The organism is Psychrobacter sp. NZS113 (genome assembly GCF_015864825.1).
In the GTDB taxonomy this organism is placed as follows: Bacteria; Pseudomonadota; Gammaproteobacteria; order Pseudomonadales; family Moraxellaceae; genus Psychrobacter.
In genome coordinates this window covers 656,622-679,048 of the sequence record NZ_JADYWL010000001.1, presented here as the reverse complement: position 1 = coordinate 679,048, position 22,427 = coordinate 656,622, and the positions used below count along the sequence as shown (strand labels likewise).

Genomic DNA, 22,427 nt, shown 5'->3' with positions numbered 1-22,427 from the left:
AGCTACCCAAAACAACTGAAGCCCTCCATGATTAAGCCCGCAAACCTTAATACCCTTACCTTCTATACACTTGCTAGTTTAAGCTTATGTACGCCAGCACTGGCTGATACCACTTCCACAACAGAATCTAAAGTAGTAGCGTCTGTTGTAACAGAAACGGACTCACCATCTAGTTACACCAGCCTTGATCATGATAACGACCTCGAACAACTTGGCTATCAGTCCACTAATACCTCTACTGAGCAACCCATTCAATTAGTACCAGAAGCACAAGGCTGGACAGATGAACGCCGTGAAGACGTTCAAGACCAATTACATGAATGGGCACATAAAATGGACGGTTGGTTTGGTGAACCTGATCCGAAAGAGCCCGCTAAAGCCAGTTTACGAGTGGTATTGGACACACGTTGGACCAACGATCCCAAAACAGGTAGCGATGTCACCATTGAACCTAGGATTCGTGGCCGCTTGCAATTACCTGTACTAGAAAGACGATTGAGCCTGATTATCGGCGATGAAGACTTGGATGACGATACTTTTTTAAAACAAGGCACCACTGGTGACACTTATCAAGCTATCAACAATGGAGACCGACTCATCGACTCTCGAAAAACTCGAGAAGACAACGCCTCTATTGCACTGCGTTGGTCACGTTTTAATGATGAAATTGAAGAACAGTTGGGCGTCAAAACAGATGTCGATGTCGGAGTTCGCTCAATCGACGATCCTTATGTCAAAGTAAGTATCGACAAAGACTGGTACGAAGGTAAAAAGCTGGATATCAGCACCGATAGCTTTTATCGCTACGGGCTCGATAGTGAACACTATGCCAATGCCGCACTAGACTTACAATACGGCAAAAGCGATAATCGATTTATCAACAACCGTACTACCGTTCGCTATCGTAATGAAGATAATGACGAGCGTAAAGATTGGGATAATGATCTCAGACAAGTCCATTATTTAGGCCACGAAAAACAATTGTCCTATGGTGTATCTGCCAGCGGTTATCTTGAGAGTGATAAGTCAGGGGTAAACAGTTATGGTCCTGCTATTAGCTACCGCCAGCCCATTTGGCGCGAGTGGCTTTATGTACAGACAGAGCTAAATTACTACAATGATAAAGACGAAGATAAAGACCATTACCCAGCTGCTTTATTGCGCATGGAAGCTTTGTTCTAACGATGGATATTTATATTGAGGTTAAAGAGTATTAGGCTGCCTGAATTAACAATAGATAATGACCGATTAGTTATGTTAATTAACAACATCAGGTTAGATTTAGCGTTATAGTAGCGGCCTATTAAGTGATATATAACCAAATAATTTTTATTCTGAAGTGAGCCCTTGGGCTCACTTTTTGTATTTTATGAATCAGGAGACCACCATTATTACTGAAAATAGTATTATCGAAATTGGTGAAGCCATTATCTTAACTTTATGTTTGCTACGCTGCTTACAATATTCAGTACAAAGCCGTGTGCTACAGGGCCGCTATTTTTGGCTTGCCTCCGTTTTAATTTTCTTCAGTGTCATTCGCAGAGAGTTGAGTTATTTGTCTGATGTATTAGTGCCAGAAGACTTTATACTGCTCGGGCATTCTTACGACTGGTGGGAAGACAGCGTATTGCTAGCCATTATTGTGGTGACGCTTATCTTGCTAGTCCGTGCGCGCCATTACTTTTGGAGCGTTCTGAAAAACGTCCCAAAATCTTTATATCTGGGTGTTGCTGTTTTAGCGGTGTTGCAGTACATGGGGGAAAACGCAATTATGTTCCCACATGAGTTTGGTGAGATAGTCGAAGAATTATCAGAAAACGTAATCTATATAATTGCGCTGATTTACTTATTACAATTCAAACTATCGACGTTTGACAACCTGCCAAGTAATCAGCAAAAATTCACCATGCTGAATCGACAATAACGGCAGATAATGACTATTAATTTGTGGTGCAATTAAATTCTAATAGAAGTTATTTTTAACATAGTCATCATTATATGGCTGCTGCTATATGTCCATCGCAAAGTATCAAATCAGTACTGCTGTAGTGTTTGAGCCATAGTTTGCTATACTGAAATGCAAACACCAAAAACAATGATAATTGTGGCCATCATGTTAGTGTTGTCGCTCAGTATTGACGTCTGGCATTAACCATTAATTTACAGCATCTGAATAACTATTGAGTGAATGACTATGAATATATTGATTACAGGCGCATCACGAGGCATTGGCCTGGCAACAGCAAAAAAGCTAGCAGCAAAAGGCCATAATGTCGGGCTATTTGCCACTAACACCTCTACGCTCGAGCAGGCGATTACTGACAAAACATTTAAAAAATCGCTCAAGAAAAAGCGTGTGATAACGGGTCAGCTTGATGTTACTCAGCCTGACTCATGGGACAATGCTATTACTCAGATGATTGATAATTTTGGCAGTATCGATGCGTTGATTAATAATGCTGGCGTACTGGTCACTGGCGCATTACCGACGACTAACCTAGATGACCAACTGGCTCTCATTGACGTCAACTGTAAAGGCGTGCTCATTGGCTGTCATAAGCTGGCACCTTATTTAGCCGATAATAAAAACGGCAAAATCATTAATGTATCTTCTGCGTCTGCTATCTATGGTCAGCCTGAAGTTGCTAATTACTCTGCCAGTAAGTTCTTTGTACGAGGTCTCACTGAAGGCTTGAACATCGAATATGAAAAGCTAGGCATCAAGGTTATCGACGTCATGCCGCTATGGGTCAAATCTGACATGACAGCGGACATCGAAGTGACCAGTATTGATCGCTTGGGCATCAACCTAGACGTCAATGATGTCGCAAAAACCCTATGCAAACTCACCACGAGTCCTAATCGCAAGCTTAGAAGCACGCACTACTCTGTCGGCCTGCCAGCCAAACTATTCCAGACACTAGCACAAGTGGCTCCTGACTCATTGATACGTTGGGTAAATACTAAAGTAGGTGCAAAGTAGCTCATCAAGCTAGCAACACTACGCTCATTAAAGTATAAAAAATGGCTACCGAATTTCGGTGGCCATTTTGCTTTTCTCTCGAATCATAATCGCCTGCTGAATAGTTTTGTTATCAAAGCTATTACCTTCTATCACCGTATCCTTCACTGCTCCGGCTGTACTCTCTTCGCGAACTTCTGAACCAACGCTAATAGGCATATTCACCGTAGCAGCAAACTTATTGTCATTAATTAGCGTATCGTCGTCTTCAACAACAATACCCTTCTCAACATTCTCAAAATGGTTATTTATGATTTTATTGTTTTTAGCACTGTCTAAATGGTAACTGGCAAATGGTGTCTGCTTAATCAAATAAGCACCACACTGAAAACCTTTGAGATTGCGTGACTGCCTTGATGCCACCCAAACTCCAACAGCCTCGTCTGTAAAAGTGTTACTACGGATTATATTATCGCGGCTAGACTCAGTCCGCTTAAAGTGATTACTACGTACTGGATCATTAGCATGCTCAAAGCAGTTGCGATACAGCAGTATACTGCCTGCGCCATTATGAACAAACTGATTGTGCTCAATACGGTTGTTTGCAGAAGAATCAAGTGCAATAGCCTCACGATTGGGCTTAAACGTGCGAAAACCATTACCAATAAAGACTGAGTTAATAATCACGTTATCACGGCTGCCAAACTCCAGATATAAGCCAACTGTGCCAGCATTCTGAACTCGAATGCGATCAAAAGTAACAGCATGAACGTGATCACCTACAAACATGCCACTGTTACGACTATTGATACTACTCACATTAGTGATATGAATATCACGTGGCGCTAGAATACGATTGGCAGATGGATCTGTAAAGTTGCGCGCATAACGTTGATTGGGGTTGCTATATTGGCGAATGTGCAGCGCATGTCCATAACCATCAATATGGCAGTTAGCGACGGAAATATCTTCGATAGCAGCATCTGTTTTAGGCTTGATTGTGATAGCGCTAGCATTCGATTCATCATCAACCATTGTGCTTAGTCTTGCGCCCTGACAGTCTAACGAACTATGCGAGCTATCGAGTACAAAACGCACAGACTTACTGTCCAAGTCGCAATTTTGACTCAGCACACTATGACCACTAACTTTTATAGTCTGACCCTCTGTGAGCGACTGGCATTCTATTGTGTTTGTGGGTGCAGGTAAGCTTGCATCAATAATAAGTCCAGGTTTAGACAAAGACACGCCTTCGACTTTCTCGATATCTGTATAAGGTAGACGTTTACAAGCGGCAACACTGGTAACTGCACTCATGATTGTTACTATAGTTAATACCTTACCACCTACTAATGTTCTGCTAAGTATCAATCGAATACTTTGCATATTATTAAACCTCTTACATTTTTTGAACATCCTGTGACACCTTAATACTATCAGTGATAAGCATAACGCGTCACACTAACCTTGATAAATAAGACAAATCATAATGATCAATAATAAAAAGGAAACCACTATGGATAACGTTAAAAGCCCATTACTAGAAGAAATGGATCACATAGAAGGTGATACGAACCTCAATGACAACAGTCAAGAAATTGATTTAGACAATCCGATGTTGCATACCATTGATAATGACGATGTCATTGATAATAGTGCAGGGTTTAACAACTCACAAGTAGGCAGCGATGCTACGCAAGGACTAACCCCGATGCATCGCCAAAATATTGATGAGTCACGAGTAGACGAAGTATTGGTCGAAGACAATTTGGATGACAGCGATTACCCTAGTATTGTCGATATCGCAGACAAAGATGCCGCAGAATATAGCAACCGTGACGATTGATGAAAATAGCTTAGCATTAGAAAAAACGAAGCAATAATTGGAATATAAAAAGCACGCTCAATACGATTGAGCGTGCTTTTTTTCGATCAGTAAATAGATTAGATTTTGCTAAAAACTATTTTTACTAAACATGACTTACGCCGCTGATAACGGCTGATCGGTCCACACATCACGGTAGCTGACATAACTGGCAATCATCAACCACGGTATTGCAACAACAATCCCGAATCCTAGCGTTAATCTTAAAAAGATAGGTAAGGCAATCAAGACAATGAGGGAATATAGTATGGCTGGTAACATATTTGCCAAACACCCCTTTAAGCTATGCTTCATGGCGCTTTTTGGGCCTAAGTCGTGCATAACAATGAGTGCGGGCGCAAAAAACATCGCCATAAACAACAGTACAAGCAATACCAATGATACTAGCGCACTAAACACTAGCGCTTGCACAGGAAAATTTTGATATTGAATGGTTTCAATGTCAATTAAAGACACCAAAGACACGCCACCAAAAAAAATAATGAGGGGTATTAAGACGATAACTACACCGACTACGAACAAAACATTCAAAATAATAAGCGGCAATAAATGAATTTTGAACTTTGACCAAAGCGCAGAGAAGTCTAAATCTTCGTTTTGGAACTGGGCGGCACAAATGAGCGTAATCACCGCACTCGCGATGACGCTTGTGATACCAAAAATATGCTCAATAACGGGAATATAAATACTTATAAAAGTGACAATAAGAAACACCATGCCTATCACTAGCCAAAACCCAAAATAATCTTTAAAAATGCGCAAAGGCATTATAAGCCAACGTGCGCCCCAAGATATTTTGCAAAACCGAGGGGCTTCCAATAACTGTGGAGATACTGTGTTGTATTCATCCATTGGCGGTAAGTTCGGAGGTTGGCCGTTAGGTTTTTGCAATGATATAGGGTTCAGTGAATCGTTAAAGCTAGACATGCTTATCCTCAAAAATAAAGTGGTACAAATATAAAATTAAGCAACTATGTAAAAATAGCAAAGAGCACAAAACAAAAAACTGTTTGGCACATTGTTACATAACAGTAACAAAAAATCTCAACTTTATTCTATTGATATGACACATACAAAAAAATACCGAACATCATGTCCGGTATTTTTTTATTATTTATAACAACTATTAGGTATAGAGGTGACACTCAGCGACTAAGCCCAACCATCCAACGTGCCCGCCCAACCTTTGACCAATGGTGCACTAAGCGCTTCAAGCAAATCAATATGCGCATCATCAAGATTCAATGCTGGAATATAGTGATATTCTTGCCCGCCCGCATGGAGAAAGTTTTCACGGTTCTCAATCGCCAGCTCTTCCAGTGTCTCTAAGCAATCTGCTGAAAATGCCGGACTAATCACTTGTACCGAGCGCACGCCTGACTTGCCCCAATCTTCTAATACCACATCAGTATATGGCTTGACCCACTCTTGCTTACCGAAGCGCGACTGGAAACTGATAATCCATTCATCTTCTGTTAGACCAAGCGCATGAGCGACTTGTGCTGCAGTACATTTACAACGCTTAGGATACGGATCCCCTTTATCAGCATAAGGCTGCGGAATACCATGAAAGCTAAACATCAGTTTTTCAGGCTTGCCATGTACGGCTTGAAAACGACGAATAGAATCTGCCAATGCTTGTATATAAAGTGGATGCGCGAAGTAATCTTTGACTATCGTATAGTTCGGCAAATTACGTTGCTTCAGTGTCCATTTCGTCAATGCATCATAGACTGCGCCGCCTGAAGAGGCTGAATACTGCGGAAATAATGGCAAAATAACAAAATGATCAACCCCTTCACCACGTAGCGCATCCATGACATCAGGCAAACCAGGATTGCCATAACTCATCGCAGGATGCACAGACACACGAAACGGCGCAGCAGTATTGGCTAGTCGTGGCTCTAAAATCTCAACTTGGCTTTTTAAAATCTTACGAATCGGCGAGTCGCCTTCCCAGATACTGGCGTATGCTTTTGCCACACGTTTAGGACGGCTGGGTAATACAAACAAGTTGAGAATAATCGCCCATAAAAATTTGGGAATCTCAATCACACGCGGGTCTGACAAAAACTGTTTTAGGTAACGACGTACAGCAGGTGCTGTTGGCTCATCTGGAGTACCTAGGTTCACTAATAGGACGGCAATACGTGGTGGCAGTTTAGGTTTCATAGCAGCACTATTTTATTGGGTTGATAGAGAAGGTATTAGCTTAAACAAAGCAATCATGTGGCAAAGTATTATGAAGTCATAATTAAATAAATGCTTTATTAGTGTAGCATTTTATCCATTAATAACGCAGGGTAAAAGCGTACTTATACAATTTGATACTCAGTTGCTATTTGTTTATTATCCTCCCATTATGCATCTATAGTTGATTCAGTTTAAATGAAAGATAAGGCAACCGAGTGCGAAAGACATCGATCGAAGGTTGTACTCATATGCGCATCGCCATACAATAGGCAGGCGCATTATAAACACAGTGTAGGTAAGACAATATCGGCACAATAGTCTGTCGATGTGTTGCCATTTTTATTTTATTGATGATTGTTGTCTTGCGAGGTAGCTTTGAACGCACGCCCTGATAATACCAGTGACCAGTTCCCCACAGATACATCCGATTCAATTGACTCAACCAGTGCGACTGGCACGGTGGGCTCAGTCGGGATCGTCACGCCCCAGATTTTTCATTTCGCTGAGCCATTGACCTTAGAGTGCAATCGCACCTTGCCCTCATTCGATTTAATCATCGAGACTTACGGCACGCTTAATAGCGATAAATCAAACGCCATACTTATCTGCCATGCCTTATCCGGTAGCCATCATGCGGCAGGACTGCATAGTGCCGATGATAAAAAGGCTGGCTGGTGGGACAATATGATTGGCCCTAATAAAGCCATCGATACCAATCGATTTTATGTGGTCTGCGTGAACAACATCGGTAGCTGTTTCGGCTCGACAGGTCCCACAACGCTCAATCCAGAAAATGTGATCTCAGACGACGAAAACACTAGCACTGAACCACCTGTTTATGGTCCTGACTTTCCACTCGTCACCATTAAAGACTGGGTGAAAACTCAAGCCATGCTCTCAGATCGTCTCGGTATTGAGGTGTGGCACGCCATTGTTGGCGGCTCGATGGGCGGCATGCAAGCACTGCAATGGTCAGTTGACTATCCAGAGCGGCTAAAACGCTGTGTCGTCATTGCTAGTACGCCTAAGTTATCGGCACAAAATATCGCCTTTAACGAAGTAGCACGTCAGTCTATATTGTCTGACCCTGACTTCAAAGATGGTCGCTATCTACAAGCAGGTACCTACCCTCGTCGCGGGCTGATACTGGCGCGCATGGTTGGTCATATTACCTATTTGACCGATGATGCGATGAAGGCAAAATTTGGTCGTGATTTAAAATCCGGCAAGTTTATGTATGGCTACGATGTCGAGTTCCAAGTCGAAAGCTATTTACGCTATCAAGGCGAACGCTTTAGCGAAAATTTTGATGCTAATACTTATCTGCTGATGACAAAAGCCTTAGATTATTTTGATCCGACACGCGACTATCCATCAGTTGCAGCAACAGATGCTATAGAATCCACAGAGCCAGCAGCACAACTTGAGGGCTCAATCGCGGCTTCCGTTAAATCTAGTAAGAACAGTACGCAAGTTGAGCTAGAAGATGCTGTCGCAACGCTAGATGAAATCGAAAACGATCGTCAGCAAGAGCTGTCTGCACTCAAAGCGGCCTTTGCTCATACTCAATGCCAATACCTAGTGGTCTCATTTACCACTGACTGGCGCTTTGCACCAGAGCGCTCACAAGAGATCGTCGATGCACTGATGGCGACTGGCAAACCCGTCAACTATATCAATGTTGATGCGCCGCATGGCCATGATTCTTTCTTATTTGATATTCCACGTTATATGGGGGCGGTCAGAGGATTTTTGACGGCACCATTTATTTCTGGCAAAAGTACCGCCACAGGAGCACGCTCATGAGAATGGATCATCAACTGGCTGAGCGTTGGATTGCCCCGCATTCGCATGTGTTAGATTTGGGCTGTGGCAATGGTGAACTACTCGCACATTTACAACAAAATCGCGGCGTGACTGGCTACGGACTTGAGATTGACGAAGAAAAAATCAACGATGGCATCGCAAAAGGCTTGTCTATTATCGAGCAAGACCTCAATGATGGTCTGGCACGCTTCGCTGATAATAGTTTCGACACCGTCGTCATGGCACGTGCGCTGCAAGCAGTGAAATCGCCTGATGTGCTATTGCTTGATATGCTACGTGTGGCCCGCGAAGCCGTCATCACCTTCCCTAACTTTGCCCATTGGCAAAACCGCCTGCACCTAGGTCTAAAAGGGATGATGCCTGTGTCAGAGGCTCTACCTTACGAGTGGTATAACACTCCAAACATTCATCTGTGTACGTTTAAAGATTTTGAGCAGCTCTGTGCTAAGCATGACATTCATATCGTCAATCGCTTTGCCGTCAGTGACTCTGAAAAAGGTCATACGCCACTGATGAAAGCATTGATTCGACAAGCTCCCAACCTATTAGCAGACGTCGCTATTTACAGAGTGACTAAACGTACATCAGATTAATATTAACGATGCAGATACTTGCCTCTTAGTCTCAAAATATTGATATCTGAGTAACTGTATGATTTTGTTACAAACAATATTGGGTAAATTACCGTTAACTTAGGTAATTAGTATTTGAGTTTCGTAAACTTGGGTGTTAAGCTAGCAAAATAATGTTGGCCACGCCCTAATTTCGACCGTTTATCGTGTCGATTAAGGTTAACCAACCCTCAAACATTAAATATATTGCTAATAATTAGGTCAGTTAGTCTCGCTAGATATCCCCTAATTGTTATCGCCGTCTAAATCTCTTTAGCGGTGCAACTCTTTTGCTTATTAACTGCCTAATTTTGGAGCTGCTATGAAATTATTAAAAGCTGCGTTGTTTACTGCATTGTTTTCTTGTGCAGGTCTTGCCAACGCTGAGTTAATATCAAACGTACCACTTGATACGTCACGTTTTGAGCTAATGCCAATCAGCGAGCTATCCAGTCGTGCTGCCCAAGGCAATGACCATGCTCAGTTCTATTTAGCCAAGCGCTTACAGAAAGGGGAAGGTGTTGCACAAAACACCCAACAAGCCGTTCAGTGGTATACCAAAGCAGCTCAACAAGGCGTTGCTCCTGCTCAGTTAAACCTTGCTATCATGTATTTGCGTGGCGAAGGTGTACAGCCTAACTTACAACAAGCTCGTGGTTGGTTAGAAAAAGCCGCTATGCGTGGTGATAACCGTGCCAGCTATACACTTGCTTTGTTAGATGAGAAGCAAAAGAATTTGGTCGATGCTTATAAATGGTATGACTTGGCTGCCCGTGACGGCATGCTAGATGAAAAAGTACGTAACAAAGCACGCGGTAAAATTGGTCAGTTGGCATTGAACTTATCAAGCTCAGACATTGCTAGTGCCCGTAGCAAAGCGGATACTTGGTTCCAGAGTAAGTAAATCTATAGCTATTTATTTTAGCAATAAAAAATCCAGCCTTTGAGCTGGATTTTTTGTGTCTATATAATGACAAATACTTACATTAACTGGCTTCGATAATGGCAATCTCATCATCAGTCAAATCATATAGTTTATAAACCATTTGATCTATCTCACGGTCGGTACGTTCAATTTCTGCTATGAATTGCTGTGCTTTGGTCTTCTCGGCTAAGAAATACTCTTCCCATTCGGCTTCGTCAGCCAAACCCATTTTGATTTTCTTTTTACCTAATTCTTTGATAAAGTTTTTATAGCTAAGCTCATGCCATTTTTCGAGTTTTATATTAAATTTGCGCTGTAAGGTACGGTTAAACTTATTTTTAAGCTCATGCAACTGTTGATTAAATAAAATAATAACATCCACTTTTTCAGAAAAATCCTCAGTACTACTAGACATCTTTATTGGCATTCCTAGTAAAGGCTCTTTATCTACTTGAAATATGTCACCTTGCATTTTTCCTTTATATTTAAGCCAAAATTTCATAGCATTGCTGTTGAGCAAAGCTGTTAAGAACTTCAAATTCAATCTATCTGTTTTTATCGAAAAATATGTCTGCGACACATAACAATCAAAATCTGTATATGTAAAAGTAGGCTCAACACATTTTCTCAACGAGAGTATTTTTTCTCCTGTAAAAAATTTCTCATCTCTAGCTCGATGTAGGCCGTATGATTTATTGTGTGAGGTAATTATTTTCTGAAATTTATCTAAATGATTTTTTATCAATGGAAAATCATCTAGACTAGTCTTGTCTTTATAAGAAGAGTTAGTGTAAATAACCCAAAAGTCATTATCAGAGGCTCCATAATATTTTTTAAGCTTTTCTGATGTATAAAACGGCTTAATTAGGCTTAAATCTTTGACGTTTAACTTCATATTCTCAAACTCTAAAGTACTAAGATTGAATATCCCCTGTCCCGTATGAAAACCTTCACCTAATATATTACGATTTTTATCATTTAAAAAGTCTTGTGGTGCCACTATGCCTTGAGCAACTTCGTCTTTATCTAGCTCGAAATCCTGTTGCAGGCTTATCTTTTTTAAAATTTGATTGTTTTGACTATTTATGAAGTGTAATAGCTTCCCTGTACTTTTTATCTTATTTATTTCCGACTTGAAGTAAGTGGCTGCACTATTATCTCTACCTAAAAACGATACCACTGAGTCATAGCTAGATTTCTTATTATTCAGTCTTGAGTAATTTAATTTATAAATATCATTGTCTTCAGTATTTGACATAACATATACCATCGTTTGGATACCAGCATCTTCAAATACCTTGTAATCTCCAAAATCTACGAACTCGTATATTTTAGCCTTTTTGAGTATTGCATCTCTGAAATTTGACCCGCCAGCATTTGTTATCCAGTTGTTAGGTGCAATGATACCTATAAGACCCGTTTCTTTTTTTACAATATCTAATGCTAAGTCACCAAAGAAATACCATAGATCCATCTTACCTTGATAAATATTATGATTTCTAAGACCGTCAAATGCACTTTTAGAAGTATATTCCTTTACATAAGGTGGATTACCGATCACCACATCAAAGCCACCTTTTGCAAAGACTTGTGGGAACGCCACTTTCCAATTAAAGGCTTTATCTCCTGCGACTGATGGATTATCAATCAATGAGTTACCGCATTGGATATTATCATTGAGGTTATTTAGCTTACGACGCGGCTGCGCAGTGCGTAACCACAAGGACAATTTGGCAATCTCAACGCTCTCTTCGTTGATATCGACACCGAACAAGTTGTTTTCTAGAATACTATTTTCGATATCTGCATACGGCAGACCGCTACCGAATAGTTTGGTTTCTAGCTCGACGATATACTCATGTTCAGCGATTAAGAAATTCAGCGCCTCATTTAAGAACGCCCCACTTCCTACCGCAGGATCACAAATCGTGATTTGTAATAACCAATCTCGATAGCTATTTAGTTTATCTAGAGATTCTTTATCTTTGGCAGTTTGTTTAGCCCCTCTTACTCTCTTTGTCCCACTTTTATTGACCAAGATTTCTTGCTGATAGTCATCTTCATTTATCTCGAATTCTGCTTTTTTATCCGTACAGAGCTTACCGACAGTGTTTTCGACGATGTATTTGGTAATATATTTTGGCGTATAAAACACACCATCTTTTTTACGCTTGGTTTGCGATTTATCAATCGCAGTACCCTCTAGTTGGGCTTTTACCTCATCGAGTTCTGTGAGCGAGTTCTCAAAGATATGCCCTAAAATATTGACATCAACCTCACTGTCAAAGTCGTATTCCGAGAGTATCTTGACATGGGTCTGTAGAATTTCATCACTGATAATGACACTATCTAGTAGATCGTCTGTACTGAACAGACCACCGTTATAGGCGAATATCTCGCTATGCTCATCCTTATGACCTTTGTCCAAATAACCAAAGTATGCTTTGACCCTATCGTACAAAGGCACAGTCATCTTTAGCGATTTCAACTACTCCCACTCGCTGATGATGCCTTTGGCAAAATTGGCTGGCAGTAAATGACTGTCCTCAGCAAAGAAAATAAACAGTAGTCTATCGAGTAGCTTTTGTGATTTTTGAAACAATACCAGATTATCCACACTCGGATTATTATTAGTCAAGTCGTTGAATAGCTCTCGTTTGAATACCGAGTAATCTTTATAGAGTTGCTTCGTTATCGCCTCTTCTTGTGATAGAGATGCTAACTTGAGCTTGGCAGGCAAATCGCCCATGATCCCATCACGATGCAGTAATAAATACAACAATGCGAAGTCGTCTTGAGTCAAAGTGAATAGATTGAACTCAATGAACTCGACCGCATTATCGATATACAAACGCAGCTTTTGAAAGTTAGATGTTATGACATAGCGACATTTGGGCTGATTATTTTTATATCCGAAGGCTTGCTGCTCAATTTTGCTAAGGTCGGTAGTATTCATACCTTTTAGCTCAATCACGCCAATAGCATGGCCGTCTTTGAGTATTGCGCCATCAGCTTTTTTACTACCCGTTTGGTTTTTGAATTCTGTCGTTATGTCATAGCTAGGATTGGGATTTAGTGTGTAACCAAAGACATCGACAAATAAGTCACGCAAAAAGCCCTCTTGATACTGCTCTTCTTTACTTAGACGGATGTTGTCTTGTTTAGATAGGTTTAAAAAACAATGGCTGTAAGTCTGCCATGCTGTCTCTAATTGAGTGTTATCAAGTTCACGGACATATTTTTCGATAATGATAGATTGGAACAGAGACATACGAGCGCCTTTACAATAAAATAATGAGCAAACATCTACTATAGCAAGCTCTACTCATTGGATAAACGTCTAAAAGTGGTAATCGCTCAGATAAGATTGCTTAATGATTCGTATACTGCTTTAGCGACGCTATTAGCTATTAGCTATTAGCTATTAGCTATTGAACTATTCAAAATCCTACTGAAATTTGCTACACTACGCGCGCATTAGCCAATTCCACAATCAGGCTAGTGTTATAACCCATTTTGAAATGACACAGTCTACTTCAAATGAATGTGATATAAGAAAGCCGAGCGCAGATTGTACCCAGAGTACATCAAGCGAGGATGACACAATAGCGTGTTTGTTTGAACCAGACTGTTAACCCAATGCACTAGGTTTACGACCTAGCCAGCAGGAGAAAAACATGAGTAATACCCAAGACAGTACTGCAACTGATAACAAAGCAGCACCCGCCTACGACAGTGTCACTAACAATATCGTAGTTGCAGCACTCTACAAGTTCACACGCTTTGCTGACTTTGAGCAATACCGTGAGCCGATTTTAAATACCATGCTCGATAACGACGTCAAAGGCACTTTGTTAATTGCCGCTGAAGGTATTAACGGTACGATTTCTGGCACGCGCCAAAGTATTGATAACGTCCTCGAGTATCTGCGTAGTATCGAAGCGATTGGTAGTTTTACTTTTAAAGAATCTTATACTGATGCTCAGCCTTTTTATCGCACCAAAGTGAAGCTCAAAAAAGAAATCGTTACCATGGGTGTTGAAAATATCGATCCTTTGCAATCGGTCGGCCGTTATGTAAAACCAAGCGATTGGAATGCGCTAATCTCTGATCCTGATGTCATTCTGATCGATACTCGTAACGATTATGAAGTGCAAATCGGTACCTTTAAAAATGCTGTCAACCCAAATACGGAGACCTTCCGTGAGTTCCCAGAATACGTGGCAAAAGAGATGGATCCAGCTAAACATAAAAAAGTCGCTATGTTTTGCACAGGTGGTATCCGCTGTGAAAAATCCACTGCCTATATGCGTGAACAAGGGTTTGAAGAGGTTTATCACTTAGAAGGCGGCATCCTAAAATATCTAGAAGAAGTACCTGCTAGCGACTCTATGTGGGAAGGTGACTGCTTTGTCTTTGACAACCGTGTATCGGTCAATCACAACTTAGAAAAAGGCAGCTACGAGCAATGTTTCGCATGCCGCATGCCCATTACTGTTGATGACATGCAAAGCAGCGCCTATATTAAAGGCGAGTCATGCCCGCATTGTATCGATAAAGCAACTGAAGAGCAAAAAGCCCGCTTTCGCGAACGTGAACACCAAATGCAATTGGCCAAAAAACGTGGTGAAGCACACATCGGTAGCGACGTGATAGATGTGATAGAGAAACGCAAAGCCGCTAAGGTTGAAGCACAACGTTTAGCCGATGCAGCAAACCAAGCCAAAAAGAAATAAACAGTCTTACTTCAGGCTAAACAAAAAAGAGAGGCTCTATTTATTAGAGCCTCTCTTTTTTATAACAAATTGTCAGTGTTTATCGAAACAATCAACGCTGATATAGTTGATCCCATTTGAAAGTGTTACAAGGCAACCGAGTGCAGATGTATATGTAATACTTCAAGCGAGGTTAACGCTGTAACTCTTTTATAGTGGATTAACTATACTAGAATAAGATACGTACGCGGATAGTCTCTTCCACGTCTTTTAGCTGATCTAGAGCGGCACTTGAATCGTTATAATCCACATCCATCACCAGATAACCAACATCACCTTCGGTCATTAAGCTTTGCGCTAGAATGTTGATGTTTGCTTCAGCGAACAGACGGTTGATTTGTGACAATACGCCCGGTACGTTTTTGTGAATGTGCAGCAGACGATGCGAGTTTTCTTTGAACGGAACAGATACTTCTGGGAAGTTAACAGCCGTCGCCGTATCACCTTGATCAGAATATCGAACAAACTTATCTGCCACTTCTAGCCCGATGTTAGCCTGTGCTTCTTGCGTTGAGCCACCGATGTGCGGCGTCAAGATAACATTGTCAAACTTACGCAGTGGTGATTCGAACTCTTCGTCAGCAGATTTTGGCTCTTTCGGGAACACATCAATCGCTGCGCCCAATACTTTACCAGACTCAAGCACAGCAGCAAGGTCATCAATCTCTACACAAGTACCACGTGCGGCATTGATGAAATAACTGCCTTCTTTCATTTGCGCGAACTGCTCAGCTTTCATCATATAGCGCGTGCTTGGTACATCAGGCACATGCAATGTAACGATGTCGGCAGTTGATAATAATTCTTCTAAGTTACTTACTTGCACAGCATTACCTAGTGGCAATTTGGTCACGGCATCATGATAAATGACTTTCATGCCGAAGCTTTCTGCCAATACAGACAGCTGTGAGCCGATAGAGCCGTAGCCAACGATACCGATGGTCTTACCACGTACTTCATGTGAGTTAGTCGCAGACTTGCCCCAGCCGCCGCGATGTACGGTGGCGTTCTTTTCAGGGATACCACGATACAGCATAATAGCTTCAGCCAATACCAGTTCAGCCACTGAGCGGGTGTTTGAGTATGGCGCGTTAAAGACAGGGATACCTAGATCGCGAGCTGCTTCCAAATCTACTTGGTTGGTACCGATACAGAAGCACCCAATGCCGATCAGCTTGTGTGCATGCTCAAGTACTTCACGTGTTAGCTGAGTGCGCGAACGGATACCAATGAAGTGGGCATCTTTAATTTTTTCAATGAGCTCATCTTGATCTAAAGCCTGGCTGATATTTTCGATATTATGATAGCCAGCGCCTTCCAATACTTTTAGAGCATTGGCATGTAGACCTTCAAGCAATAAAAACCGGATTTTGTCTTTTTGTAGTGATAACGCCATGTGGGAACTGTCCTATAATTGTCTTATAAAATTATCTGCGCGATAATCTATGATGGATGAAACGAAAACAGTCTAGATATCTTACACAAAATTCGACGCCGATGTTAGCAGATTAGATGAATTATTGATTATCTATCCTGAATTTTTTTTATGCTATAGTGAATTATATCCTTCAGTGTTTATTAGTGTGTATTGAACATGAGCGAATAGTTTCTTTACTATACTATTTACGCTTGTGCATGCACATGCCATCATATCACTCTATAATTATCACAATCACAATCACCAACACCTACTGAGTTGAACACACTTACCTAAAAGTGCGGATGTCACTACAATGCGTAAGTCACTACAATTATGATAAGTATATTTCTATCAATTTAGCGATATAATAATCCCCTTTATACATAGCGTTTGTTTATACCGAGATTTGACCATGACTTCTTTATCTAGCCAAAGCACACCTGAAACCCATACCGCAGCTGTCCAAACTATTTTAAGTACTCTGATTGAGACTCATCAGTTTGATGCCAGCCAAATCAAAACTGACGCTGAGAGTTTAGAGCATTGGGGCAAAGACTGGACCAAGCATTTTGCGCCTGCCGCTGCCGCCATCGTCTTTCCGAAAACTACCGAGCAAGTGCAATCTATCGTCCTACTTGCCAATGAGCACAACGTCGTCCTGACACCAAGTGGTGGTCGTACTGGTCTATCAGCTGGCGCAGTCGCCGCTAATGGTGAGATTGTCGTCAGTATGGATAAGATGAACCGTATCGGACAGTTCTATCCGGCCGATCGAATAGTTGAAGTCGAAGCCGGCGTCATCACGCAGCAGTTGCAGCAGTTTGCTGAATCTAAAGACTTGTACTACCCTGTCGACTTTGCCTCAGCAGGTTCAAGTCAAATCGGTGGCAATATCGGTACTAACGCAGGCGGTATCAAAGTCATTCGCTATGGCATGACCCGTCAATGGATTATGGGACTGACTGTTGTCACTGGTAAAGGTGATATCTTACATCTCAACCGTGGTATGGTTAAGAACGCGACTGGTTATGATCTGCGTCAATTGTTTGTTGGTAGCGAAGGCACGCTAGGTCTAGTTACCCATGCCCAGATCAAGCTAGAGCGTCAGCCGCAAGACTTAAGTGTCATGGTACTCGGCATGGACAGCTTTAACGATGTCATGAATGTGCTATCCGCCTTTCAAGCCAAGATTGACTTGACCGCCTTTGAATTCTTTGACGATGTCGCGATTGATAAACTGATGGCACATGGTCAAGTACAAGAGCCGTTTGAGTCACGTACCAAGTTTTATACGTTGCTAGAGTTCGAAGCGCCTTATGAGCCAATCATGGATAAGGCCATGGCCATATTTGAGCATTGTATGGAGCAAGGTTGGGTCGTCGATGGCGTCATGAGTCAGAGCTTAGCCCAAGCTGAAGAGCTGTGGAAGCTTCGCGAATACATCTCTGAGACCATTTCAGTATTCACCCCTTATAAGAATGACGTCTCTGTCCTTATCAGCTATGTACCTGAGTTCATTGTTGAAATTGATGACATTGTCAGCAGTAACTATCCTGACTTTGAGGTGTGCTGGTTCGGTCATATCGGGGATGGCAACTTGCATTTGAATATCTTAAAGCCTGAGAATATAAGTAAGGATGATTTCTTTGCAGAATGTCAGGTGGTCAATAAGCATGTGTTTGAGACAGTACAAAAATATGGCGGTTCGGTGTCTGCTGAACACGGCGTGGGCATGACAAAGAAACCTTATCTGAGTTATAGCCGTAGCGAGACAGAGATTGATTATTTACGAGAGGTTAAAAAAGTCTTTGATCCAAACAATATCATGAACCGCGGTAAGATTTTTGATATGTAATACGTAATAAGTTTATTACTCACGAGAGTGAGGGTATCTTAAACGTTTAACTTACCCTCAATAAAAAAGACGCTGAACCATAAAGGTTAGCGTCTTTTTTAGTTTATAAAAGCGATAATTTATAAATAAAGTAGTATCAGCGCTACTACAAGCAATACGCTTAAAAATCCTTGAATGATCAAAAATGCTTGATGCGGCGCTGCGATATGACGAAACATATTACCCAGGGCATTATACGTAATACCTGCGGCTTTCACATGCGGCGGGCTATCAAAGGTTTTTATAATATGCAGAAATTGCTCAGTACGGACAGGGGACCAGCCATGCGGTGCGAATGGCAGATACGGTGACAGTTGCGTGGCTTGATTTTTGGTCGCTGGTGACCATAACCAACGTTCCAAAAACAGCAAACGCATACGCCAGTCAGCAAAACTACGATGTTCTATGGTCTGTAAGAGCAGCACCTCAACATCTTTATGGCGGCTATCTGCAAAAATGCGTTGCTTTAGTGCATATACGTGAGCCTTCTCACCTTCGATGCATTGCAAAAAGTGGCCACTACCATAACATAGCGTACCTGTGATGCCATGCTGCTGATTATAGTCACGTGCATGATTTTCTACTTCGTCAAATATAGAGGCGCTTAAGCGTGAGGCAATCGTCAGGCTACTGACATAAACCAATTGGACCAGAGTTGAGTCTTCTATCTCGTCCCACGTACTGACTATATCGGTGTGACTTAAGGGCATAATAAAACAATCCTAAAAAGCCGTTTGAATACGGCTAAACAAAACAAGCAAAGGAAAACGATGCCCGAATAAAAAAGATACTGACTCACAAAAACGTAGCAAATAGTTACCACGTTAGACTGTCATTGCTTGTGTAGCTTGCTATGATAACGAGCGACATAAAGCGACTAAGCTACCAAGTAAGAAATGCTATATAAAAGCGATATCGAATTAATATGAGGTTTTCTTCATACGTATTACCTGAAAATAGTAATAAACGATAGTGAAGATAGTCACATACAAATCTTACGACTTCCTATATTCATTTTTAAGCGATATCAACTTTAAAAACCACTTTAGCGACGCTGAATTTAGCAGGCAAAATAAGATAAAATACACGCATAACTTATTGTAAATACAATGATAAATTATTGTAACGATAATGTTTTGTGATTGGAATGTTTTTATCACTTTTTTATATAAAAACTTGCCAACGTGACTGTCAAACTCGATTAAGATAATCCATATACAAGGAAGGCGAGTTAAAATACTACAAAGAGTAAACTCGGCCAGACTGACCACGTATTGGATTTATAAGCAATATACGCTGCCCTACTAGCCATGACTAATATCAACAAATATTTAAAACAGGAACATTATGAGTAAGATAGAAAAACTAGATGACCTTCACCTAACGATTGCTGAGATCAAGAAAAAAGATTACCCTCAATTAAAAGAATTGATGGACCGTGTTTATGTCAACTTAGGCGGCGCATGGTCAAAAACCACTATCCATACTTTGATTGATGCCTTTCCTGAAGGGCAGATTGCAATGTTTGATCATGATCAGCTGATCGGTATCGTTCTCTCTATGCGCGTGGACTATGCCAAGTTCTCTAACCCACATACTTATGACGATTTGATTGGTCAAAAAGAGATTATTAGAGACAACCCGGAAGGTGACGCTATCTATGGTCTAGATGCCTTGATTGATCCGGAATATCGTGGCTATCGCTTAGGACGTAGATTATATGATGCGCGCAAAGAGCTGTGTCGTCAGCTGAACTTCCGCGCGATTTTGGCCGGTGGTCGTATCCCTAACTACCATAATCATCAAGACCTCACCCCTGGCGACTATATCGATGCCGTCGCAGCTCGTGAAATCCATGACTCTGCGCTATCGTTTCAACTATCAAATGGCTTTATCGTCAAGCGTATCCTAACTGCTTATCTGCCAGATGATGCTCAGTCTAAAGGTTTTGCTACCCTGCTTGAGTGGGCCAATATTTATTATGAGCCAAAAGACTACAAGCCCAATACGCGTAAGTCTGAAGTACGTATCGGTGGTATCCAGTGGCAGATGCGTGAAGTAGAGTCGCCTGAAGAGCTACTACAACAAGTCGAATTTTTTGTCGATATCATGGCTGATTACAACTCAGATTTTGCCTGCTTGCCAGAGTTTTTCAACGCACCTTTGATGGGTCTATGCGAGTCAACAGATCAAAACATTGCCATTCGATTTTTGGCAGAATATACCGAGTGGTTCAAAAATGAGATATCGCATCTAGCGGTCAGCTACAACGTAAACGTCATCTGTGGCTCTATGCCGTTACTAGATGAAGATGACACCCTATATAACGTCAGCTACCTGTGCCGCCGTGATGGTACGGTTGAAGAGCAGCGCAAAATTCATATCACCCCACATGAGCGCAGCGCTTGGGTCATCGAGGGCGGTGATGAGGTTAAGGTGTTCGATACAGACGCTGGTCGCATTGGTATCTTGGTTTGTTATGATGTTGAGTTCCCCGAACTTGCTCGTCTCTTGGCGCTAGATGACATGGATATCTTGTTCGTACCTTTTTGGACAGACACGAAGAACGGTTACTTACGTGTGCGTCATTGTGCCCAAGCACGCGCGATTGAAAACGAATGCTATGTGATGATTTGTGGTTCAGTTGGTAACTTACCGCAGGTAGAAAGTCTAGATATTCAGTATGCTCAGTCATCTATTTTTTCACCATCAGATTTTGCATTCCCGCATGATGCAATTATGGCGGAAACCACGGCCAATACCGAAATGGTGTTTTTCTCTGATGTGAACTTAGACAAACTTACCCATGTGCGTAACGAAGGCTCAGTTCATAACCTGATTGACCGCCGTGATGACTTATTCAGTCTAAAATGGAAGAAGAAAGCCAAAATTCCAGCCAGCAAACTGACTGATGAAGAACGCCGCGAAAACTCAGGCAGCGTACTTATAGGCAATCCATTACAGGACCGCGCGCAAAAGCCTTAATCAGGCGGGTAAGAGAAATCACCTGTTAACAACTATGTAATCAAATTTGTGAATAATACGGCTGACCTCTCAGCCGTTTATTTTTATCTACCAAAAATACATAGGACAAAAAAGCAGCCACTATGACGACTGATACCTTAAAGAAAGATATTGCTAAAAAAACACCAAAGCAAAAAATACTGTCCATCGTTAAAACAGTGCTGTTATACGGTCTAATGTTTGTCGTGATTTATACCGCGGTCAACTGGTGGCGACAACCTGTCATGCCAGCCAATCCTCAGTTGCAATTGATGGACTATCAAGGGCAAACAGTTGATTTAGCCGCGCTGAGTCACGAGCAACCGACACTGGTATATTTTTGGGGTACGTGGTGTTCAGTCTGTAGCTTTACCTCTCCAACGATAAACAAGCTGGCCGCCGCAAATAACTATCCTGTTGTTACTATCGCTGTTCAATCAGGTTCCAACCAAGAGCTGCAGAGCTACCTGACCGAAAAAGACTTTAAGTTTACGACGGTAAATGACCAAGAGGGTTATATCTTTGATGATTGGCAAGGACAAGTCACACCATCCTATGTCATTCTGAAAGATGGTAAGATGACGCAAGGGTTGACAGGGATTCAGCCACTTTGGTCATTGAAGTTACGACTGTGGTTATCGTCTATTTTTTAATGCTTAATTAGTACGTAAACAGTTCATGTAATCGTAACAAATAGATAATTAATATTCTAATGCGTATTATTTAATGACTGATATACATGATTGATTTTGGGTAAAGTTAGAGTGAAATGGACCAGCTCTTTTTACCCTACCCTTTTTGTCATATAATAGCTGCCGATCTAAATATTTTTTCTCATTATTTTTACCAGCACATTTTATGTTGCAATCGTCTCATTACCATTTATTATTGACGTCACTATTTATCGAAATGGTTATTTGTTGACATGACGG

The 22,427-nt window shown here is 41.4% G+C and carries 18 protein-coding genes; 11 read left to right on the top strand and 7 right to left on the bottom strand.

The features are described 5' to 3' along the window. Positions 1 to 27 precede the first annotated feature (27 nt). From I6E61_RS02840 to I6E61_RS02830, 3 genes are all read left to right on the top strand, one after another. Positions 28 to 1,182, top strand: coding sequence for a hypothetical protein (locus tag I6E61_RS02840; RefSeq protein WP_197129388.1), 1,155 nt, complete (start codon positions 28 to 30; stop codon positions 1,180 to 1,182). A 187-nt stretch (positions 1,183 to 1,369) separates the two neighbouring features. Beyond that, complete coding sequence (locus I6E61_RS02835; RefSeq protein WP_227685633.1) at positions 1,370 to 1,924, top strand: hypothetical protein; 555 nt, start codon at positions 1,370 to 1,372, stop codon at positions 1,922 to 1,924. Between the two features lie 270 nt (positions 1,925 to 2,194). Further along, positions 2,195 to 2,983: an SDR family NAD(P)-dependent oxidoreductase gene (locus I6E61_RS02830; RefSeq protein WP_197129385.1), complete on the top strand. Its 789-nt coding sequence runs from the start codon at positions 2,195 to 2,197 to the stop codon at positions 2,981 to 2,983. A 45-nt stretch (positions 2,984 to 3,028) separates the two neighbouring features. Here the strand turns inward: I6E61_RS02830 and I6E61_RS02825 are convergent, their stop codons facing one another. Then, the gene (locus tag I6E61_RS02825) at positions 3,029 to 4,279 is read right to left on the bottom strand and encodes a right-handed parallel beta-helix repeat-containing protein (protein ID WP_197129383.1); all 1,251 of its coding nucleotides are present in this window, start codon (positions 4,277 to 4,279) and stop codon (positions 3,029 to 3,031) included. A gap of 199 nt (positions 4,280 to 4,478) precedes the next feature. Here I6E61_RS02825 and I6E61_RS02820 point away from each other — a divergent pair, with 199 nt between their 5' ends. Next, positions 4,479 to 4,808 carry a hypothetical protein gene (locus I6E61_RS02820; protein ID WP_197129380.1) on the top strand — a complete coding sequence of 110 codons (330 nt, stop codon included), beginning with the start codon at positions 4,479 to 4,481 and terminating at the stop codon, positions 4,806 to 4,808. Between the two features lie 135 nt (positions 4,809 to 4,943). On the opposite strand, the gene I6E61_RS02815 is transcribed toward I6E61_RS02820, so the two are convergent. Continuing rightward, positions 4,944 to 5,774 (bottom strand): BPSS1780 family membrane protein, encoded by an 831-nt coding sequence (locus I6E61_RS02815; RefSeq protein ID WP_197129376.1) that lies wholly within the window; start codon positions 5,772 to 5,774, stop codon positions 4,944 to 4,946. Between the two features lie 225 nt (positions 5,775 to 5,999). After that, positions 6,000 to 7,019 (bottom strand): ferrochelatase, encoded by a 1,020-nt coding sequence (gene hemH / locus I6E61_RS02810; RefSeq protein WP_197129373.1) that lies wholly within the window; start codon positions 7,017 to 7,019, stop codon positions 6,000 to 6,002. A 480-nt stretch (positions 7,020 to 7,499) separates the two neighbouring features. On the opposite strand from hemH, the gene I6E61_RS02805 reads away from it, so the two are divergent. The 3 genes from I6E61_RS02805 (at position 7,500) to I6E61_RS02795 (ending at position 10,382) form a co-directional block, all read left to right on the top strand. After that, entirely contained in the window at positions 7,500 to 8,846 is a 1,347-nt protein-coding gene (locus I6E61_RS02805; protein ID WP_320158562.1) for a homoserine O-acetyltransferase, read from the top strand. Continuing rightward, a complete protein-coding gene (gene metW / locus I6E61_RS02800; protein WP_110921706.1) occupies positions 8,843 to 9,460 on the top strand; it encodes a methionine biosynthesis protein MetW in 618 nt (205 codons plus the stop codon). The genes I6E61_RS02805 and metW overlap by 4 nt, the downstream gene beginning before the upstream one ends. 340 nt (positions 9,461 to 9,800) lie before the next feature. Next, entirely contained in the window at positions 9,801 to 10,382 is a 582-nt protein-coding gene (locus I6E61_RS02795; RefSeq protein ID WP_194195877.1) for a tetratricopeptide repeat protein, read from the top strand. A gap of 82 nt (positions 10,383 to 10,464) precedes the next feature. Here I6E61_RS02795 and I6E61_RS02790 read toward each other — a convergent pair whose 3' ends face one another. Then, entirely contained in the window at positions 10,465 to 12,870 is a 2,406-nt protein-coding gene (locus I6E61_RS02790; protein ID WP_197129367.1) for an N-6 DNA methylase, read from the bottom strand. A gap of 21 nt (positions 12,871 to 12,891) precedes the next feature. Next, entirely contained in the window at positions 12,892 to 13,674 is a 783-nt protein-coding gene (locus I6E61_RS02785; RefSeq protein ID WP_197129364.1) for a type IIL restriction-modification enzyme MmeI, read from the bottom strand. A gap of 406 nt (positions 13,675 to 14,080) precedes the next feature. Here I6E61_RS02785 and I6E61_RS02780 point away from each other — a divergent pair, with 406 nt between their 5' ends. Next, positions 14,081 to 15,139 (top strand): rhodanese-related sulfurtransferase, encoded by a 1,059-nt coding sequence (locus tag I6E61_RS02780; RefSeq protein ID WP_197129361.1) that lies wholly within the window; start codon positions 14,081 to 14,083, stop codon positions 15,137 to 15,139. Between the two features lie 208 nt (positions 15,140 to 15,347). On the opposite strand, the gene serA is transcribed toward I6E61_RS02780, so the two are convergent. Then, a complete protein-coding gene (serA, locus tag I6E61_RS02775) occupies positions 15,348 to 16,574 on the bottom strand; it encodes a phosphoglycerate dehydrogenase (protein WP_194195879.1) in 1,227 nt (408 codons plus the stop codon). Positions 16,575 to 17,010: 436 nt separating this feature from the next. Between serA and I6E61_RS02770 the strand changes: the two genes are divergently transcribed. Continuing rightward, positions 17,011 to 18,453: an FAD-binding oxidoreductase gene (locus I6E61_RS02770; RefSeq protein WP_197129358.1), complete on the top strand. Its 1,443-nt coding sequence runs from the start codon at positions 17,011 to 17,013 to the stop codon at positions 18,451 to 18,453. Between the two features lie 119 nt (positions 18,454 to 18,572). Here the strand turns inward: I6E61_RS02770 and I6E61_RS02765 are convergent, their stop codons facing one another. Further along, on the bottom strand, positions 18,573 to 19,202 hold the full coding sequence (locus I6E61_RS02765; protein ID WP_197129356.1) for a BLUF domain-containing protein: 630 nt from the start codon (positions 19,200 to 19,202) through the stop codon (positions 18,573 to 18,575). A 637-nt stretch (positions 19,203 to 19,839) separates the two neighbouring features. Between I6E61_RS02765 and I6E61_RS02760 the strand changes: the two genes are divergently transcribed. Together I6E61_RS02760 and I6E61_RS02755 are read left to right on the top strand one after the other, a co-directional pair. Next, the gene (locus tag I6E61_RS02760) at positions 19,840 to 21,477 is read left to right on the top strand and encodes a carbon-nitrogen hydrolase family protein (protein ID WP_197129353.1); all 1,638 of its coding nucleotides are present in this window, start codon (positions 19,840 to 19,842) and stop codon (positions 21,475 to 21,477) included. Between the two features lie 122 nt (positions 21,478 to 21,599). Next, positions 21,600 to 22,148, top strand: coding sequence for a protein disulfide oxidoreductase (locus I6E61_RS02755; protein WP_197129350.1), 549 nt, complete (start codon positions 21,600 to 21,602; stop codon positions 22,146 to 22,148). The last annotated feature ends 279 nt before the right edge of the window (positions 22,149 to 22,427 follow it).

Bases quoted from the DNA above. Each gene is read 5' to 3' on its own strand.
- I6E61_RS02840 (WP_197129388.1), top strand. From the start codon at position 28: ATGATTAAGCCCGCAAACCTTAATACCCTTACCTTCTATACACTTGCT.
- I6E61_RS02835 (WP_227685633.1), top strand. From the start codon at position 1,370: ATGAATCAGGAGACCACCATTATTACTGAAAATAGTATTATCGAAATT.
- I6E61_RS02830 (WP_197129385.1), top strand. From the start codon at position 2,195: ATGAATATATTGATTACAGGCGCATCACGAGGCATTGGCCTGGCAACA.
- I6E61_RS02825 (WP_197129383.1), bottom strand. From the start codon at position 4,279: ATGAGTGCAGTTACCAGTGTTGCCGCTTGTAAACGTCTACCTTATACA.
- I6E61_RS02820 (WP_197129380.1), top strand. From the start codon at position 4,479: ATGGATAACGTTAAAAGCCCATTACTAGAAGAAATGGATCACATAGAA.
- I6E61_RS02815 (WP_197129376.1), bottom strand. From the start codon at position 5,774: ATGTCTAGCTTTAACGATTCACTGAACCCTATATCATTGCAAAAACCT.
- hemH (WP_197129373.1), bottom strand. From the start codon at position 7,019: ATGAAACCTAAACTGCCACCACGTATTGCCGTCCTATTAGTGAACCTA.
- metW (WP_110921706.1), top strand. From the start codon at position 8,843: ATGAGAATGGATCATCAACTGGCTGAGCGTTGGATTGCCCCGCATTCG.
- I6E61_RS02795 (WP_194195877.1), top strand. From the start codon at position 9,801: ATGAAATTATTAAAAGCTGCGTTGTTTACTGCATTGTTTTCTTGTGCA.
- I6E61_RS02785 (WP_197129364.1), bottom strand. From the start codon at position 13,674: ATGTCTCTGTTCCAATCTATCATTATCGAAAAATATGTCCGTGAACTT.
- I6E61_RS02780 (WP_197129361.1), top strand. From the start codon at position 14,081: ATGAGTAATACCCAAGACAGTACTGCAACTGATAACAAAGCAGCACCC.
- serA (WP_194195879.1), bottom strand. From the start codon at position 16,574: ATGGCGTTATCACTACAAAAAGACAAAATCCGGTTTTTATTGCTTGAA.
- I6E61_RS02770 (WP_197129358.1), top strand. From the start codon at position 17,011: ATGACTTCTTTATCTAGCCAAAGCACACCTGAAACCCATACCGCAGCT.
- I6E61_RS02765 (WP_197129356.1), bottom strand. From the start codon at position 19,202: ATGCCCTTAAGTCACACCGATATAGTCAGTACGTGGGACGAGATAGAA.
- I6E61_RS02760 (WP_197129353.1), top strand. From the start codon at position 19,840: ATGAGTAAGATAGAAAAACTAGATGACCTTCACCTAACGATTGCTGAG.
- I6E61_RS02755 (WP_197129350.1), top strand. From the start codon at position 21,600: ATGACGACTGATACCTTAAAGAAAGATATTGCTAAAAAAACACCAAAG.